The sequence below is a fragment of the Corynebacterium sp. HMSC065H09 genome, from assembly GCF_001812845.1.
Classification (GTDB): Bacteria; Actinomycetota; Actinomycetes; order Mycobacteriales; family Mycobacteriaceae; genus Corynebacterium; species Corynebacterium jeikeium_D.
The window spans coordinates 13175-28193 of record NZ_KV810571.1; the positions used below are offsets into that span (position 1 = coordinate 13175).

Below are 15019 nucleotides of genomic sequence, written 5' to 3' on the forward strand. Positions count from 1 at the left end.
CAGAGTCTCCTCAAAACCTTTAGGACGAATATGCCGAGTTGATGTGAACGTAATCGTGGGAAAGGTCCGTCGTACGAATCGTGGCCTCTTCCGGATTACCAGTACCGAGGTCAACCTCAACGGCGATGTCCTTGCCGGACAGATCCACTTCACGAGCATCAGGCGTGCCACCAGTATCGCGACAGACTACGTGACCGTTGAAGGAAACCGTGATGTGCTCCGGATCCATATCCACCGGCGCGGTGCCGACAGCCGCCAACACACGACCCCAGTTCGGGTCCGAACCGAACATCGCACACTTGAAGAGGTTGTCGCGGCCGATAATGCGAGCAGCTACCAGGGCATCTTCAGCGCCACCGGTGCCACGCACGGTCACCGACACACGTTTGGTCACGCCTTCGGCGTCCGACTGCATCTGGCGTGCGATGGAATCACACACGCTGAGCACTGCCTGATCGAGCTCCTCCTGCGAGGGCTTCACGCCAGAGGCACCGTTGGCCAAAATGATGACGGTGTCATTGGTGGATGTGGAGCCATCAATATCTAGGCGGTTAAACGTAACCTCGCTCGCCTTGGCAATAGCCTCGTGCGCCATTTCTGCGCTTACCGACGCATCCGTCGTAATCACACCGAGCATCGTGGCCATCGACGGGCTAATCATGCCAACACCCTTGCCCATAGCACCGACAGTGAATCCGTCACCATGCGCAACGGCCTGCTTTGCCACCAAGTCAGTGGTCAAGATGGCCTCTGCTGCAGCCGTACCTGCGGCGACATCGCCGCCCAGTTTCTCAATCAGCTTCGGCACACCTGCCAGCACAATGTCCATCGGCAACCGGTCACCAATCAAGCCAGTGGAACAGGCGCCAATCTCGGTAACGTCGACGCCGAGCCCATCTGCGACCTTTTGGCAAACTTCGAGGGCGTCGGCAATACCCGGCTGACCATTGCAGGCGTTGGCATTGCCGGAGTTCAGCACCACTGCCGACAGCTTGCCGTCAGCGATGTGCTTCTTGGATACCGTCACCGGCGCAGCCTGGACACGGTTGGTGGTAAAGACAGCCGCCGCGGTCTTCTCCGGCCCCTGGTTTACGATGAGCGCCATGTCCGGGTTTCCGCTGACCTTGATGCCGGCAATGACACCGCTGGCCGCGAACCCCTGAGGTGCACATACGCCGCCTTCGTCACCAGCGACGTTGACAAGACCTTCTTTTTCTTCCTTCATCATGGGGCAACTCCTACCAGGGGAAGTCCTGCAGTTTCATTCTGTCCAGTAACCAAATTCATGCACTGAACTGCGGCACCACCGGTGCCCTTTGTCAGATTGTCAATCGCCGAGGTCAGCACCAGGCGCTTGGCGCGTTCATCTACCTCGACCTGAATCTGAACCAAGTTAGAGCCAATTACCGACTGTGTCTGCGGCAGCAGCCCTTCGGCCAACACCTGCACAAACGGCTCATCCTTGTAGAACTCGAGGTAGGCTTCCCGTGCGGCTGCCTCCGTAACCCCGTCGACAAGCGGGGCGGTAATAGTGGTGAGAATGCCGCGCGACGTCGGGGCGAGTACGGGCGTGAAGCTGACGGTGAGATCCTCTGCGTACGGTTTGAGGTTCTGCAGGAACTCTGCGGTGTGGCGGTGCCTGCCCGCAGTGTTGTAGGCGCGGAGATTGCCCATAACCTCGGACCCGAGCAGGGGCACAGCCGCCTTCTTGCCCGCACCGGAGGTACCGGTGATGGAAACAACGGACAGGTCCGGCTTAACCAGGTTCTTTGCAACTGCCGGCAGCGCCGTAATTGTACCCCCAGTGGGGAAACAACCCGGCACAGCAATGCGCTTCGAAGCAGCCACTACTTCCCTGTTGCCCGGCAGCTCTGGAATACCGTAAGTCCAGGTACCGGCGTACTCCGAGCCGTAGTAGTGCTCCCACTCAGCGGCATCCTGCAGGCGGAAATCCGCGCCGCAGTCAATAATCACCGTGTCATCCCCCAACTGCTCTGCAATCGCAGCCGAATGACCGTGGGGCAGACCGAGGAACACCACGTCATGTCCAGCGAGTGTGTCACCATTAGTCGGCTCAATACGACGGTCAGCCAAAGGTGCCACATGAGGCATAATGTCGCCCACACGAGCACCCGCGTTGGATGCTCCCGTCAGTGCGCCGATGGTTAGTTCGCCGGAAAGGTACGCCGGGTGCGACAACAGGATGCGGAGGATCTCTCCTCCTGCGTAACCGGTCGCACCGGCAATGGCAACGGAAATACTCATGTCAAACATTCAACACTTTTATTCACTGCGTTGCAAGATATTCATAGAATTCGTTGCCAAAGTGCTGGAATCCTACCAATGTGACGTGAGTGATTTATGAATATAACGCCGTCGTCGGTACATACATCGCGTTCGCCGAGCACGGCAGATTACTCAACGAACGCGACGCTTGGCTCCTGACTCATCACGCCATCTGCCCACTGCGCCACCGATGACGTCGTGGTGTAGAGATAGTAACCTGACTCCTCCGGTGCGACGCTGCCATCAAAAGCCACCGCGCCCGAGAACACCGCCGCTAGCTGGCCGTCGATAAAAAGCGGTCCGCCCGAATCGCCTACCTGCAACGCCGCGGGGCGCTCCATGCGCGCCAACACCGAGTCTTCCCGCACGCACTGTTGATACTTCACCGGACACATCGAAGCGGTGACGGTCGCCGACGGCAGCGTGCCATCCGCAACATCGCCGAGCAGCGATCGCCCATAGACCGTGCCTGCCGTTTCTTGCTCCGAAAACGCTTGACGACGTTCCATTGCGGGATACCCCGGAAGAGCTGCGTCGCCCGCAAGGTGAACAAGCGCTACGTCACCGGTGGGCGCAATTTCCCAGCTATCGATAGGAACACGGTGGGAATCCTGACCGAAACCGACCTCTACTTCCCCAGCCTGCTGCGGGACATCACGCACGCAGTGGGCGGCGGTCATTACCCACTGCGGGGCGATTGCAGTTCCTGTGCAAAAGTTTCCGGTATGGGGACTGGTCCGGACCATGATCGCCACCACGGAGTCCGCCGCCACACTAGGCGCAGCAGCCTCCCCGCCAACCAGCGCAGCCGCACTCGGCGCGCCGGTGAGCAATAGACCTGCCGTGACAGCAGCTGCAGCCACAGTCGCCGCAGGCTTCGCGCTGCTCACAGCGCACGCCCCAACGCGCTGCTCTCGCGCCTCTGCGCTATTCAGCCTGTTGCCGCGGTGCCGCAAGATGCCAATCATGGGTATCTCTCCCTGTGGTCTCCCCTTTTAGCCGCGCAACTGAGCGCCATGACGGGTAGTGGCCAGCTCAATGGCCGCTTCACGAGCTGCGGAAGCTTCCTCTTCCTTCAGCGTACGGTCCGGTGCGCGGAAACGCAGGGAGTACGCCAGTGAGCGAACGCCTTCGCCCATCTGCTCGGAACGGTAAACATCGAAGATACGAATGGATTCGAGGAGCTCACCGGCACCTTCCACCAGAGTCTTCTCCACCTCTGCGGCGGAGACCTCATCGCTGACAACAAGCGCGACGTCCTGGTGGACAGCCGGGAACGGGCTGAGTACCGGCGCCGGCAGGTGCTCCGTCACTGGCAGTGCATCGAGATTAATCTCCATCGCGCAGGTGCGCTCCGGCAGACCAGCGTCCTTGCACACCTTCGGGTGCAGCTCACCGGCGTGGCCGACGACCTCGCCGTCGACAAGCAGCTCAGCGCAGCGGCCCGGGTGCCACGGCAGCACCTCAGCGTTGCGGATCTCCAGCTCGACGTTGGCAGCACGGGCTACGATTTGCGCGGCTTCGATGGCGTCCGCGACGGTGTACGCGGCCTCGTCACCCCACGGGCTATCCAGGCGGATACGACCGCAGGCGACAGTGGCGACGTGCAGCGGCTGCTCCGGCAGCGAGTCCAGCAGCTCGGCGCGCTCGGCCTCGCTCGGCAGACCCGCGGTAGACGGCATCGGCGAGACACCGTTACCGCGCTCGATGGATACCTGCTCCACACCGTAGAGCGACAGGTCGACCTGGCCGCGAGCAACATTGCGCTTCAGCGATTCAAGCATGGACGGCAGCAGAGTCGTGCCCAGCTGAGCGTGGTCGGACTCCAACGGGTTGATGACCTTGACGGTGTTACGACGCGGGTCATCAGCGTCCAGGCCCCAGACGTCGAAGACATCGTTGGCAATGAACGGTGTCGGCAGAATCTCCAGGTAGCCATTGTGAGCCAGCGCGTGGCCGACGAAGCGGCGACGCAGCTGACGCTCGGTCAGACCGCGACCGGCCGGGGCGATTGGGAGGATAACCGGAATGTCTTCCAGGCCCTCCAGACGTAGGATTTCCTCAACCAGGTCAGCGGACATGGTCAGGTCCGAGCGCCAGGTCGGCGGAGTGACAGCCAGGCGGTCACCGTTGTCGACGACCTCGCAACCGACCTCGCGCAGGCGTCCAATGACGGTCTCACGCGGGTAATCAACGCCCGCAACTTCGCTGGCGCGGTTGACGGCAAAGTCAATAGTCGGCATGGCGGCAACCTCACCGAGCAGGGTGCGACCAGTGTCGATAGTGCCGCCGGCGATGTCAGCGAGCAGCTGGCAGGCCAGATCCAAAGCCGGCTCGACCAGAGCGGTGTCCACGCCGCGCTCGAAACGTCGTGAAGCCTCAGAGCTCAGCTTGTGGCGGCGACCACTGCGGAAGACGTGCAGCGGCGACCAGTTGGCGGCCTCGAAGACAACATCGGTGGTGTCGTCGGCGATCTCGGAGGTGAGACCACCCATGATGCCGGCCAGCGACTGAATACCGTTGTCGTCGCAGATGACAACGTCCGCCGGGTCGAGCTTGCGGTCCACGTGGTCGAGAGTGGTCAGAGTCTCGCCGGCCTTAGCGTTGCGGATGTGCAGGCCACCAGCGATCTTGGAACCGTCGAAAGCGTGCATCGGCTGACCGAGCAGTAGCATCACATAGTTGGTGACGTCCGTGGCCACGTTGACCGGACGCTGACCAGCCAGCAGCAGGCGGCGACGCATCCACCACGGGGTCTCGGCGTTCGGGTCGATGCCGGTGACTCGGCGCAGACCAAAGCGGCGGGTGTCGGTGTCCTCGTCGATAGTGACGTTCAGGACCTCACCTTCGACCGGCAGCTCGTTGACCTTGGCTGGATCGGCGAAGTCGAGGTTGAAGGCGGAGCAGATCTCGCGGCCCAGACCGCGGGCCGACAGCGCGTAACCGCGGTCCGGGGTGATGTTGACCTCGAACTTCTCGTCATCGAGACCGATGAATTCCTTAGCGCACGAACCCAGCTCAGCTGGGGCCGACGGCAGCGTCAGAATACCGGCGGAGGAATCGGTCATACCCAGCTCAGCTTCGGAGCAGAGCATGCCGTTGGAAACCTTGCCGTAAGTCTTCCGTGCGGAAATCTCGAACCCACCCGGCAGCACGCAGCCCGGCAGCGCGACGATAACAATGGAGCCCTCTTCGAAGTTGCGGGCACCACAGATGATCTCCTGCAGCTCGCCGGTGCCATTGGCATCACCGACATTGACCTGACAGAAGCGAATTGGCTTCTTAAAGCCCTCGAGCTCCTCAATGTGGTCGACGCGACCGAAAACCAGCGGCCCCTCGACCTTCTCCAGCGGCTCGTGCCCCTCGGTTTCAAAACCAACGCGGACAAAGCCCTCATCCAACTCGTCCGGGGTAACGGACCAGTCCGGGTTGATGGTGTTCTCTGGGCCGCGAACGATTTCAGTGACCCACGACTGTGGAATGAACATGTAAGTAAAACTCCTATCTGTAGGTCAGTGAATTAGCCGCGGATACCGAACGGCTGCGTGAAGCGGACGTCGCCTTCGACCATGTCGCGCATGTCAGTCAGGCCATTGCGGAACTGCAGGGTGCGCTCCAGGCCCATGCCGAACGCGAAGCCCGAGTACACCTCCGGGTCAATGCCAGAGGCCCGCAGCACGTTCGGGTTGACCATGCCGCAGCCACCCCACTCGATCCAGCCTGCGCCGCCCTTCTTATTCGGGAACCAGACGTCAACCTCAGCGGACGGTTCAGTGAACGGGAAGTAGTTGGTGCGCATGCGGGTCTTGGTCTCCGGACCGAACAGCGCCTTTGCCATGTGATCCAGCGTGCCGCGCAGGTGCCCCATGGTCAGCCCCTTGTCCACAGCGAGTCCCTCCACCTGGTGGAAGACCGGGGTGTGGGTGGCGTCGAGCTCATCGGTGCGGAAGGTACGGCCCGGGCAGATAACGTAAATCGGCAGGTCACGTGACTGCAGAGTGCGAACCTGGACCGGCGAGGTGTGCGTACGCAGCACCTGCTTGGATCCTTCCGGCGCAATGTGGAAAGTATCCTGCAGAGTACGAGCCGGGTGATCCGGCAGGAAGTTCAGCGCGTCAAAGTTGAAGTACTCGGCTTCGACCTCTGGGCCCTCGGCGATTTCCCAGCCCATGCCCACGAAGATGTCACCAATCTGCTCGGACAGGATGGTAATTGGGTGCATACCGCCACGCTGACTCTGCGTGGTGTCCACCGACACGTCGATACGCTCCGCGACCAGGCGACGCGCGTTTTCCTCTTCCTCCAGCACTGCAAGACGCTCAGCATAGTGCTTTTCGACGGCTCCGCGAACAACATTTACGCGACGACCAGCATCCTTGCGCTCAGCCTTCGGAATGGAGCCCAGCGCGCGGCGAGCCTGCGGAATGTAGCCTTCATCCCCCAAGTGCTCACGGCGGGCGGCAGAAAGCTCATCCAGGTTGCCGGCAGCATCAAAGGCACCCGTGGCCTTCTGCGCAGCCGCCTGGAGGGCTTCCTCGGAAAGATCGATAGGATTTGGCGAATCGCTCACGTGTCAACCACTTCTATATAGGACTATCAGTTCTTGTGATGGAACAATCATAGTCGAGGATAACTGCACACGTGCATGCACCTCACCATCGAGGTTTCCTACTTACCCCGAACCGTCTCCCACAGGCACATGGCCGCTGCGGTGGCGAGGTTCAACGACTCTGCCTCGCCCTTAATCGGGATGGACACACTTGCCCCCGCCGAGGCCGTAATCTCCTCCGACAGGCCATGGGCTTCGTTGCCGAAAAGCCAGGCGACGGGACCGTCGGGAAGCGCATCAACGCCGAGCGTGAGAGCGCCATCCATCGCCGTGGCGAGGGTGGTAAAGCCCGCTTCCCTGACTTTCTCCATAACGACATCAATATCGCGCTCGCGTGCGACAGGGGTATGAAAAACAGAACCTGCCGACGAACGCACGGCCTTAGAATTCAACGGGTCAACCGAATCGCCAGCAAGGATAACCGCACCAGCTCCGAGAGCATCAGTCATACGCACAATCGTGCCGACATTACCCGGGTCATTGCACTCCACCGGAATCACCAGACAGCCGGACTGCTTTCCAACCTCAATGGCCTCTTCCAACGAAATGGACACCGCACCTGTGTCGCAGACAGCGAAGAGTCCGGTGGTGGTGACAGTTTCACTTAAAGAGCGGGCGGCGGCGGCGTCGATAAGCGAAACAGACTTACGCTGCGTCCCCGATTCGAGATACCCCGTGAGCAGCTCGCGGAACTGCTCGGCGGCGGCAGCGGTGACGAAAATTTCTACGACAGCCTCTGCGCGGATAGCCGCATCGACGGAATTGAAGCCCTCGATGAGGAAGCGCCCGGCCTTCTTCCGCTTGGCCGCACGGTGGAGCTGAATAGCCGCCGAGACTCGCGGGGTGCGAGGAGTAAACGGCTCGTCGTTGAAGTACAGCGCAGAGTTCATAGTGATTAATCCTAGTGATGCGGCTCGGGATTCATAACCGCCAGCAGGCCAGTGCGGATACGAAAAACCACCGTCGAGGTTATTCGTTAACCCAATCGACGGTGGTTTTTCAAAGATGTTGGCAGGCGCACTGCCGGTCGCAGGCGCTTGCCGACGCTACGTACGAGTTACCTCGTAGCTGCTTTACTTAGCAGCAGGAGCGTTGACGTCCTCCGGCAGAGCATCCTTAGCGACCTTGACCAGAGCAGCGAATGCCTGCGGGTCGTTGACAGCCATCTCAGCCAGGTTCTTACGGTCAACCTCAACGCCAGCCAGGTTCAGACCCTGGACGAAGCGGTTGTAGGTGATGTCGTTAGCGCGGGCAGCAGCGTTGATGCGCTGAATCCACAGACGACGGAACTGACCCTTACGGTGGCGGCGATCGCGGAACTCGTAGGTCTTGGAGTGGAGCATCTGCTCCTTGGCCTTGCGGTACAGGCGGGAGCGCTGACCACGGTAGCCCTTTGCGGAATCGAGAACTTCGCGACGCTTCTTCTTAGCGTTAACAGACCGCTTCACACGTGCCACGGTGATACTTCCTTTTCGTTGTCTTTAAGAACTAGTGAAATTAAGAGGGCGATTGCCCTGGGACGAGACTTGAAAAATTAAGCCTTGCCCAGCAGACGCTTGACGCGCTTGACGTCCGACTTAGCAACGTCCGTGGTGCCCTTCAGGCGACGGGTACGAGTGGACGGCTTGCCCTCCAGGAGGTGGCGGCGGTTAGCCTGCTCGCGGCGCAGCTTGCCGGAACCGGTAACCTTGATGCGCTTTGCGGTGCCCTTGTGGGTCTTCTGCTTCATGTTAAAACTCTCCCCTACCGATCTTTGACGCTCGTGGCGCAAAAATCTCGTTTACAACCATTTCTGGTCAGGTCGGTTACTTCTTACCCTTATTCCGAACCGGCCCCAGGACCATAGTCATGTTGCGACCGTCCTGCTTCGGGCGAGACTCGACAATGCCGTACTCTTCGACATCGGCGGCCAGACGCTCCAACAGGCGGAATCCCAGTTCTGGACGAGACTGTTCACGGCCACGGAACATAATCGTGACCTTGACCTTCGAACCCTTCTCCAAGAAACGAACAACGTTGTTCTTCTTGGTTTCGTAGTCGTGGTCATCAATCTTCGGACGGAACTTCTGCTCCTTGACCACAGTCTGCTGCTGGTTCTTTCGAGCCTCGCGTGCCTTCTGGGCTTGTTCGTACTTGAACTTGCCGTAGTCCATAATCTTGGCGACCGGCGGCTTTGCTCGCGGAGCAACCTCAACCAGGTCAAGGTCTGCTTCGTAAGCGAGCTTGAGTGCGTCACCGGTGCGGACAACGCCCACCTGCTCACCATTCGGTCCTACAAGGCGGACTTCCGGTACTCGAATATCCTCGTTAATACGAGCTTCAGCGCTGATGTGGCCTCCTAGGTTGAACCTGAACAATCTTCGTTTCAAACCGCGATAGCAAGCGGGAAAGGAAGAAAAGCCACGCGTCTACAGCGGATTACTACACACTGTATAAGGACGCCTTCCAATCGTGCGATGTGACATCACCGATTAGGGTGGACCCCGGCGCTACCGTAATTCTTTGGCGCACCTAGGGTGGGACTTAAATCCTCTTCGCTGCCGAATGCAACTAAATGCTCCCCGAAGGCAGCAAGCATCGCATTCTGGCGGTCGTAGACGAGATGTTAACACAGCTGTTCTCGCACACCAAAACCGACTCTTATGCCAGGTTATTTACCATCAGCTCCCCGGCGCGAAACCGAGCGCTAAATAGCGCAATCCGAATTGTAATCAGATTGGTAGATTCTCTCCATAGTTTTTAGGCCAAACACGATTAAAGTCGTCACAATGAATACTGGCTCCAACGGCTTTGGCCCTAAAGCCGAGAACACCAATCCTAATCAGCATTCCGCCCGATACGGCAAGCCACCGACCGGCGATTTTGTCCTGACCGGCGACTCCGTCTCAGAGCTTTCCCATGCTCTGGCAGATCTCGAGGCTAGCTCGCTTCGGCTGGCTCAGCTCACCCATACTTGGCAGGTACGCCTTTCCCAGGCAAGCGAGCACGAGCCGACCGTACCGCGCTCGCCTCAAACTATGGGCACGGAATCTGCGCCAGCACCTCAAGCGCCGCCCCATGCTGCACCTCAAGGGACACCTCAACACAATCCGCAACCGCCGCCAGCACACAGTCCGCCACTAGAGCAGGCGCCTCCTCCCCGTTGGGAACCGCAGGCTGAGCAGGCACTGACCACACCGCAGTATCCCCAGCAGTCTCAGCAGATGCAGGTGCCACCACCGCCAACGCAAGCTGACTGGCGGAACCAACCAGCACCCCTGCCACAGAGCGACGCAACTGCGCAGCCGATGTTCGGCTTCCCCTCTGCCCACCAATGGCGGCGGGATTCGAAGTCGCCACAGTCTTCTCCCACAGACTCCACCCCGCCACCGAAGCTGCCAGAGGCATCGCGCGAACCTCGCGAGCCCTGGTGGCGCAACGAGAAGGCAATCATCAGAATCATCGCCATCTTCGGTGGTCTCATCACCGCTGCCGGTATCGCGTTTTTCGTCGCGGTCGCAATCCAATCCGGCCTGATTGGACCGGCCGGTCGTGTGGTCCTGGCTTACTTGTTGGCCGCTGTGCTCGCGGTCGCGGCTGTGCGAGCGCACCGTCGTCAAGCACCGCCTGCTGGTGTGACGGCGTTGATTGCGACATCACTAGCCGCTGCGCACCTGACAACGATGTCGATGTCCTACCTCCTCGACTGGATTCCGGTGGCCGCGACGCTGGTCATCATGCTGCCTTTCGCCGCAGTCGGTCTATACGGCGCGCGGTGGACGAAGTCGAGTGCAACCGCGGCGTGGACAATCACAATCAACACCGGATTAATGCTGTGGGCGACGATCGGCCTCAACTTCCACGCCCGCCCGCTGAGCTCTTCGCTCGCGCAAATCACCCTTCAACTGATGGTCATCGCCGCTATCGTCTGCCTCCTGAACGTCCCCTTCCGGAAGTACGTAGTCGCATTCCTGCTCGGCGCAAACGTTCTCATCGGCGTAATCACGACCAACAATGCACTGGTGATGCCCGCAATCGCCGCACTCACCATTGCCCTTTTCGTGTTTGCCCAGTTCGGTCCGCTGGCGTTGACTCGCCAACTCACTCCCGAGCTTGACGACGAGCCTTCGGAAACCAGCACTTGGGAAGACGATCTGGTCACCATCACGTCAGTAGTTGCCTTCTCGACTCCGGTTGTAGCTGCAGTCCCAATGGTCAACGCCGCACAGTCCGCCTCCAGCCTCTGGCTGCTGTTCTACGGCGGATTCGTGCTGTTCATCGCAATTGCTGCAGTATTCCTTTGGAACCGTGCCATCTTCCGCTATCTCGCCCCAATGGCCTTGGCCACGGCAATCCTGCCCTGGCTAGCGCTCGCGGTGGCAGGCCCGGAAAGGAGCTCAGGAACCGATACTGGAACCCACACTTGGGGTCTCATCCCAATCTCCATCGGTGCCGCGCTTTTTGTCTGGGCGCTGGCCACAGCACCGAAGCACGGCGCGATTGGCGCACGACTACAGGCTCCTGAACCAACCCGGGATGCCGTGGCACCATATACAAAGATTGCGGCACTGACCTGGCTGCTCGGCGCAACGGTAGTACACCTCTACATCCTGCCCGCAGCATTGAATGCCGGTGCTGCGGACGACTACTCGGCAACGTGGGCAGAAATGCTTTCGCTGTTGTTCCTGCTGTGCGCCGACGTCGGCCTGGCCGTGACGGCAGCGAGGTCGCAGCTACCGCCAGCTTTTGCACTGATTGGCCTGGCTGCACTGGGTATGCCATTTATCGTGCTGCTCACAACTATTGGCGTGAGCTTCAATGCTGCACACATGTTGCTGAGTATTTTCTGGGCCACGATTGCCGGCATGCTGGTGCTATCGAAGAGGTTCCACCACATTCCGGCGCGACTGGCAGCGGGTTTGACGATTGCGGCGCTGTCTATCGTCAAGCTGATCTTCTACGACATGGCAACACTCGATGGCGTTATCCGCGCCTTGGCGTTCCTCGGCTGTGGTTTGATTCTGCTGGCCATGGCGGTCTCCGGGGCGAAGCAGAAGAGTGCCGAGGAGCCGGCGGCACCGGAGCGTGACGGCACCGCCAGCGATACTGACGCTGCCGGCACTGCTGCCGACGCTGCCGGCGCGAGCGGCGCAGCAGATGCCGACCCCGCTGCTGACAGACTGGAAGGCTTCACCCGCACCGGCGGTCCTGGAATTTCCGACGGAAACGAGCCGACTACCTAAGCTACTTAAGCAGCGGCTTCAGGTACTGCCCGGTGTGGGAGCCGGAACAGTTCGCGACATCCTCCGGCGTGCCCTCTACAACCACGGTGCCACCGCCGGAGCCGCCTTCCGGCCCCATGTCGATGATCCAATCCGCAGACTTGATGACATCCAAATTGTGCTCAATGACAATGACGGTGTTGCCCTTGTCCACCAGGCCCTGCAACACCAACATGAGCTTGCGGATGTCCTCAAAATGCAGCCCCGTGGTCGGCTCATCCAAGATGTAGACCGTCCGGCCATTGGAGCGCTTCTGCAGCTCACTGGCCAACTTCACGCGCTGAGCCTCACCACCCGAGAGCGTGGTTGCCGCCTGCCCGAGACGGACATAGCCCAGGCCGACGTCGACAAGCGTATTGAGATAACGCGCAATCGACTGAATCGGCTCGAAGAACTCCGCTGCCTCGGAGATGGGCATGTCCAGAACCTCAGCGATGGTCTTGCCCTTGTAACGAACCTCCAGCGTTTCGCGGTTGTAGCGCGCGCCGTGGCAAACCTCGCAAGGCACATAGACGTCCGGCAGGAAGTTCATCTCAATCTTGATGGTGCCGTCGCCCTTACACGCCTCACAGCGGCCGCCCTTGACGTTGAAGCTGAATCGACCGGGCTTATAGCCACGAACCTTGGCCTCTTGCGTCTCGGCGAAGAGGTTGCGGATCTTGTCGAACACACCGGTGTACGTCGCTGGGTTGGAACGCGGGGTGCGACCAATCGGCGACTGATCAACTTGCACCAGCTTGTCCAGCTGATCCAACCCCTCCACGCGGCTGTGTCGACCCGGCACCTGACGAGCACCGTTGAGCTCGTTGCTCATCACCTTGGCCAGGATTTCGTTGACCAAGGTGGACTTGCCGGACCCGGAAACACCCGTAACGCAGGTCAACACGCCGAGGGGGAACTTCACGTCAATCTTCTTCAGGTTGTTTTCGCGAGCGCCCTTGACCGTCACCATGCGCGACTTATCAATCGCACGACGGTTCTCCGGCACCGCCAATACCCGACGACCCGAGAGATACGCACCTGTCAGTGATTCCTCGCAGTCAACGATGCCAGACGGTTCACCCTGGTAGACGATTTGTCCACCGTATTCACCGGCCTTTGGCCCAATGTCGACCAGCCAATCGGCCTCGCGAATCGTGTCCTCATCATGCTCGACCACAATCAGGGTATTGCCCAGGTCGCGCAGGTTTTTCAGAGTCTTGATTAGACGGTTGTTATCACGCTGGTGAAGACCAATCGAGGGCTCATCCAAGACGTAGAGCACGCCAGCGAGCCCCGAACCAATCTGTGTGGCCAGACGAATTCGCTGCGCTTCACCACCGGACAGCGTGCCTGCCGAACGAGACAGGGACAGATAATCCAGGCCAACGTCAAGCAGGAATTTCAGACGAGCCTGCACCTCACGCAGAACACGCCCGGCAATCATTTCCTCGCGCTTGCCCAGAGTCAGCGAATTCAGGAATGCCGAGCCATCGTGAACCGATAGCTCTGTCAGCTCGGCAATATTCTTCTGCCCGAACTCCGCCGAATCCAACGTCACCGAAAGAATCTCCGGACGCAAACGAGTACCGCTACATGCCGGGCACGGCACCTCACGCATGTACCCCTGGAAACGCTCCTTCTGAGAGTCGCTCTCCGCCTGTGACAGCTTGCGGTGCAGGTACGGCATCACGCCTTCGAAAGGTGCGGTGTACTGGCGAGTACGGCCGTAGCGATTGCGGTAACGCACCGTGACCTTGTGGCTGGAACCATGCAGCAGGGCCTTGCGCTGCGGCGCTGTGAGGTCTTCGAAAGGCGTGGTCGGGTCGAAGCTCATCTCGGTGGCGAGGCCTTCAACCAGCTTTTCAAAGTACTTCTTGTTCAGCGTCTGCCGCCACGGCGCAATCGCCTCAATCGTCGGCAGCGACGGATCTGGAATCACCAGGTCCGTGTCCACCTCCAGCTTGGTACCGATACCGTCACACTCCGGGCACGCACCATACGGCGAGTTAAAGGAAAACGACCGTGGCTCCAACTCATCGATAGCAATACGGTGCCCATTCGGGCAGGCCATCTTCTCCGAGAACCGCTGGGTTCGACGCGGGTCGTCCGCCTCTAGCCCGACGGCGTCGATGACCACGACGCCGTCGGCAAGCAGAAGCGCCGTTTCGACGGAATCGGTGAGCCTGCGCTGCTGCGACTCCTTCACCTGGAGACGGTCAATGACCACGTCAATGTCATGCTTGACCTGCTTCTTCAGCTTCGGCGGATCCGTTAGACGGTGCATTTCACCATCGACGATGACACGCGCGTATCCCTCGGATGCGAGGCGTTCAAACAGGTCGACGAATTCACCCTTGCGCGTGCGCACGACGGGTGCGAGGACCTGGAATTTGGTGCCCTCCGGCATTTCCATGACCTGATCGACGATCTGCTGTGGAGTCTGTGAGGAGATTACTTCCCCACAGGTCGGACAGTGCGGAGTACCGGTGCGCGCGTAGAGAAGACGCAGGTAGTCATACACTTCAGTGATGGTTCCGACGGTCGAGCGCGGGTTGCGGTTCGTCGACTTCTGGTCGATCGACACCGCCGGCGAGAGCCCCTCAATCATCTCTACATCGGGCTTTTCCATCTGCCCCAGGAACATGCGCGCATAGGAGCTCAGCGACTCCACGTAACGGCGCTGGCCCTCGGCGAAAATTGTGTCAAATGCCAGTGACGATTTACCCGACCCCGACAGACCGGTGAAAACCACCATCTTGTCTCTGGGCAAATCGATGTCAACACCCTGCAGGTTATGCTCGCGGGCGCCTCTGACCACTAGACGTTCAGCCACAGTGGGAAACCTCAATTCGTCGACGATTCACTGCCGACTAGTCTACAG

Annotated in this window: 11 protein-coding genes; 1 reads left to right on the forward strand and 10 read right to left on the reverse strand. The window is 60.0% G+C overall.

Annotated features, from left to right (window positions below):
* Nucleotides 1-19: 19 nt before the first annotated feature.
* From argJ to infC, 9 genes are all read right to left on the reverse strand, one after another.
* Nucleotides 20-1228, reverse strand: coding sequence for a bifunctional glutamate N-acetyltransferase/amino-acid acetyltransferase ArgJ (gene argJ / locus HMPREF2878_RS00070; RefSeq protein ID WP_070560048.1), 1209 nt, complete (start codon nt 1226-1228; stop codon nt 20-22).
* Nucleotides 1225-2265, reverse strand: coding sequence for an N-acetyl-gamma-glutamyl-phosphate reductase (gene argC / locus HMPREF2878_RS00075; RefSeq protein ID WP_187406563.1), 1041 nt, complete (start codon nt 2263-2265; stop codon nt 1225-1227). Before argC ends, argJ begins: the two co-directional genes overlap by 4 nt.
* A 149-nt stretch (nt 2266-2414) precedes the next feature.
* A complete protein-coding gene (locus HMPREF2878_RS00080; protein ID WP_070652654.1) occupies nt 2415-3254 on the reverse strand; it encodes a trypsin-like serine protease in 840 nt (279 codons plus the stop codon).
* A 27-nt stretch (nt 3255-3281) separates the two neighbouring features.
* Nucleotides 3282-5774 carry a phenylalanine--tRNA ligase subunit beta gene (pheT, locus tag HMPREF2878_RS00085; protein WP_070652655.1) on the reverse strand — a complete coding sequence of 831 codons (2493 nt, stop codon included), beginning with the start codon at nt 5772-5774 and terminating at the stop codon, nt 3282-3284.
* 32 nt (nt 5775-5806) lie between these two features.
* Nucleotides 5807-6856, reverse strand: a complete 1050-nt coding sequence (pheS, locus tag HMPREF2878_RS00090; protein WP_049170371.1) for a phenylalanine--tRNA ligase subunit alpha — start codon at nt 6854-6856, stop codon at nt 5807-5809.
* A 98-nt stretch (nt 6857-6954) separates the two neighbouring features.
* Nucleotides 6955-7785, reverse strand: a complete 831-nt coding sequence (locus tag HMPREF2878_RS00095) for a TrmH family RNA methyltransferase (RefSeq protein ID WP_016422903.1) — start codon at nt 7783-7785, stop codon at nt 6955-6957.
* Between the two features lie 183 nt (nt 7786-7968).
* The gene (gene rplT / locus HMPREF2878_RS00100) at nt 7969-8352 is read right to left on the reverse strand and encodes a 50S ribosomal protein L20 (protein WP_016422904.1); all 384 of its coding nucleotides are present in this window, start codon (nt 8350-8352) and stop codon (nt 7969-7971) included.
* A gap of 77 nt (nt 8353-8429) precedes the next feature.
* Nucleotides 8430-8624, reverse strand: a complete 195-nt coding sequence (rpmI, locus tag HMPREF2878_RS00105; RefSeq protein ID WP_005511726.1) for a 50S ribosomal protein L35 — start codon at nt 8622-8624, stop codon at nt 8430-8432.
* Nucleotides 8625-8700: 76 nt separating this feature from the next.
* The gene (gene infC / locus HMPREF2878_RS00110; protein ID WP_172954614.1) at nt 8701-9252 is read right to left on the reverse strand and encodes a translation initiation factor IF-3; all 552 of its coding nucleotides are present in this window, start codon (nt 9250-9252) and stop codon (nt 8701-8703) included.
* A gap of 411 nt (nt 9253-9663) precedes the next feature.
* Between infC and HMPREF2878_RS00115 the strand changes: the two genes are divergently transcribed.
* Nucleotides 9664-12117: a DUF2339 domain-containing protein gene (locus HMPREF2878_RS00115; protein ID WP_070652656.1), complete on the forward strand. Its 2454-nt coding sequence runs from the start codon at nt 9664-9666 to the stop codon at nt 12115-12117.
* A gap of 1 nt (nt 12118) precedes the next feature.
* On the opposite strand, the gene uvrA is transcribed toward HMPREF2878_RS00115, so the two are convergent.
* Nucleotides 12119-14971 (reverse strand): excinuclease ABC subunit UvrA, encoded by a 2853-nt coding sequence (gene uvrA / locus HMPREF2878_RS00120; protein ID WP_070437626.1) that lies wholly within the window; start codon nt 14969-14971, stop codon nt 12119-12121.
* Nucleotides 14972-15019 lie beyond the last annotated feature (48 nt).

Excerpts from the sequence above, each read along its gene's own strand:
- argJ (WP_070560048.1), bottom strand. The coding sequence starts at position 1,228 with ATGATGAAGGAAGAAAAAGAAGGTCTTGTCAACGTCGCTGGTGACGAA.
- argC (WP_187406563.1), bottom strand. The coding sequence starts at position 2,265 with ATGAGTATTTCCGTTGCCATTGCCGGTGCGACCGGTTACGCAGGAGGA.
- HMPREF2878_RS00080 (WP_070652654.1), bottom strand. The coding sequence starts at position 3,254 with ATGATTGGCATCTTGCGGCACCGCGGCAACAGGCTGAATAGCGCAGAG.
- pheT (WP_070652655.1), bottom strand. The coding sequence starts at position 5,774 with ATGTTCATTCCACAGTCGTGGGTCACTGAAATCGTTCGCGGCCCAGAG.
- HMPREF2878_RS00095 (WP_016422903.1), bottom strand. The coding sequence starts at position 7,785 with ATGAACTCTGCGCTGTACTTCAACGACGAGCCGTTTACTCCTCGCACC.
- rpmI (WP_005511726.1), bottom strand. The coding sequence starts at position 8,624 with ATGAAGCAGAAGACCCACAAGGGCACCGCAAAGCGCATCAAGGTTACC.
- HMPREF2878_RS00115 (WP_070652656.1), top strand. The coding sequence starts at position 9,664 with ATGAATACTGGCTCCAACGGCTTTGGCCCTAAAGCCGAGAACACCAAT.